The organism is Pacificimonas flava, assembly GCF_000342165.1.
In the GTDB taxonomy this organism is placed as follows: domain Bacteria; phylum Pseudomonadota; class Alphaproteobacteria; order Sphingomonadales; family Sphingomonadaceae; genus Pacificimonas; species Pacificimonas flava.
The window spans coordinates 1-2,506 of the sequence record NZ_AMRV01000032.1; the positions used below are offsets into that span (position 1 = coordinate 1).

The 2,506-nt window shown below is 61.3% G+C and carries 2 protein-coding genes; both read left to right on the forward strand.

Going from position 1 to position 2,506, the window contains the following annotated elements:
- The first annotated feature begins 113 nt into the window (after positions 1–113).
- Positions 114–1,652, forward strand: a complete 1,539-nt coding sequence (gene istA / locus C725_RS15005; RefSeq protein ID WP_038283783.1) for an IS21 family transposase — start codon at positions 114–116, stop codon at positions 1,650–1,652.
- Positions 1,642–2,421: an IS21-like element helper ATPase IstB gene (gene istB / locus C725_RS15010; RefSeq protein ID WP_008604018.1), complete on the forward strand. Its 780-nt coding sequence runs from the start codon at positions 1,642–1,644 to the stop codon at positions 2,419–2,421. The genes istA and istB overlap by 11 nt, the downstream gene beginning before the upstream one ends.
- The last annotated feature ends 85 nt before the right edge of the window (positions 2,422–2,506 follow it).

Genomic DNA, 2,506 nt, shown 5'->3' on the forward strand with positions numbered 1-2,506 from the left:
TGTTGATTTCCACTGAGAGCTGACCCGGGAGGGGAATAAATTTCCACTGAGAATTGACCCATGTTCTGATCGTTTTCCTGGCTTGCAGGTCGGGAGATCCTGGAGTGATCGACATGGCGTTACTGAGTGTAATTCGACGCTGGCATTTCCGGCAGCACATCCCGATCCGTGAGATTGAACGGCGCACGGGATTGTCGCGCAACACGATCCGCAAGTATCTGCGGGCGGATACGGTGGAGCCGAAGTTCAAGGTCCCCGATCGCCCGAGCAAGCTGGACCCGTTTGCCGAGAAGCTCTCGGCCTGGCTGAGGATCGAGGCCAACAAGTCGCGCAAGCAGCGACGCACAGCCAAGCAGATGCACGCCGATCTCGTGGCCTTGGGATACGAGGGTTCCTACAACCGCGTTGCGGCTTTTGCGCGGACCTGGAAGGCGGACCGCCAGCGCGACGCCCAGACTATTGGGCGCGGAACTTTCGTCCCATTGGTATTCCAGCCTGGCGAGGCGTTCCAGTTCGACTGGAGCGAGGACTGGGCCATGATCGCCGGCAAGCAGACCAAGCTGCAGGCCGCACATACGAAGCTGTCGCACAGCAGAGCCTTTATCGTCAGGGCCTATCCGCTCCAGACCCATGAGATGCTGTTCGATGCCATGACCCAGGCCTTCCGGGTGCTGGGCGGGGTGCCGCAGCGTGGAATCTTCGACAACATGAAGACCGCGGTCGACAAGATCGGCAGCGGTAAGGCCCGGCAGGTCAACGCCCGCTTTGCGGCCATGGCGAGCCACTACCTGTTCGAACCGGAGTTCTGCAATCCCGCCGCGGGATGGGAGAAGGGTCAGGTCGAGAAGAACGTTCAGGATGCGCGGCGGCGACTGTGGCAGGCCCATGGTCCTTCTGGGCCTGCCTTCCCGGACATCGATGCGCTCAATGCCTGGCTCGAGGAGCAATGCATCGCGCAGTGGGGAGAGATTCCGCATGGCGTGCTGCCCGGCACCATCGCTGATGTACATGCCGCCGAGGTCGCGAGCCTGATGCCGCTGGGGCGGCCCTTCGATGGCTTTGTGGAACACACCAAGCGGGTGTCGCCGACATGCCTGATCTCCTTCGAGCGCAACCGCTACAGTGTCCCCGCTTCCTTCGCCAATCGGCCGGTAAGCCTGCGGGTCTATCCCGAACGCATCGTCATTGCCGCCGAGGGGCAGATCCTGTGCGAGCATGGGCGGATCATCGAACGATCCCATGATCAACCGGGACGGACGATCTATGATTGGCGGCACTATCTTGCAGTGATCCAGCGCAAACCGGGAGCCTTGCGCAATGGCGCCCCCTTTACCGAGATGCCGGAGGCGTTCCGGCAACTACAGGGCCAACTTCTGAAGCGCTCCGGCGGCGACAGGGAGATGGTAGAAATCCTCTCGCTGGTCCTGCACCATGACGAACAAGCCGTGTTGTGTGCCGTCGAACTGGCTCTCGAGGCCGGCGTCGCGACCAAGACCCACGTTCTCAATATCCTGCATCGCCTGATCGACGGCAAGGATGGCACGCCGCCCAGAATCGATGCCCCGCAGGCCTTGACCTTGCAGCGTGAACCCAAGGCCAACGTCGCCCGCTACGATACCCTGCGGAATAAGGATCTGCGTCATGCGTCATGACCCCGCCAGCGCCGCCGTCGTGGTCATGCTGCGTTCTCTCAAGATGTATGGCATGGCCCAGGCCGTCGGCGAACTCATCGAGCAAGGGGCGCCCGCGTTTGATGCGGCCGTCCCTATCCTCTCCCAGTTGCTCAAGGCCGAAGTCGCCGAACGCGAGGTCCGGTCCATTGCTTACCAGATCAAAGCGGCCAAATTCCCGGCCTACAAGGACCTGGCCGGCTTCGACTTCGCTTCCAGCGAGGTGAACGAGGCCATGGTCCGTCAGCTTCATCGCGGCGAGTTCATTGATGGGGCTCACAACGTCGTGCTGATCGGTGGTCCCGGCACGGGCAAGACGCACATTGCCACCGCGCTTGGCGTTCAGGCTGTCGAGCATCACCGCAAGAAGGTCCGCTTCTTCGCCACGGTCGATCTGGTCAATGCGCTGGAACAGGAAAAGGCGATGAACAAGGCCGGTCAGCTTGCCGACCGTTTGCTGCGCCTCGATCTGCTCATTCTCGACGAACTGGGCTATCTGCCGTTTAGCCCGTCAGGCGGTGCGCTGCTCTTCCACCTGCTCAGCAAACTCTATGAGCGCACCAGCGTCATCATCACCACCAACCTCAGCTTCAGCGAATGGGCTGGCGTGTTCGGGGACGCAAAGATGACGACCGCGCTGCTCGATCGGCTCACTCACCATTGCCACATTCTTGAGACTGGGAACGACAGCTTCCGGTTCCGGGCCAGCTCGGCGGCACCCAAATCCGGAAAGGAAAAATCACCCGCTTGACCCACTGCCCGCACTGCGGGACAAAATACCCACCCGGGTCAATTCTCGATGGAAACCCCGGGTCAGATCTCAGTGGAAATCAACA

What these genes read in the sequence shown, in the direction of transcription:
- istA (WP_038283783.1), top strand. Translation starts at nt 114, where the DNA reads ATGGCGTTACTGAGTGTAATTCGACGCTGGCATTTCCGGCAGCACATC.
- istB (WP_008604018.1), top strand. Translation starts at nt 1,642, where the DNA reads ATGCGTCATGACCCCGCCAGCGCCGCCGTCGTGGTCATGCTGCGTTCT.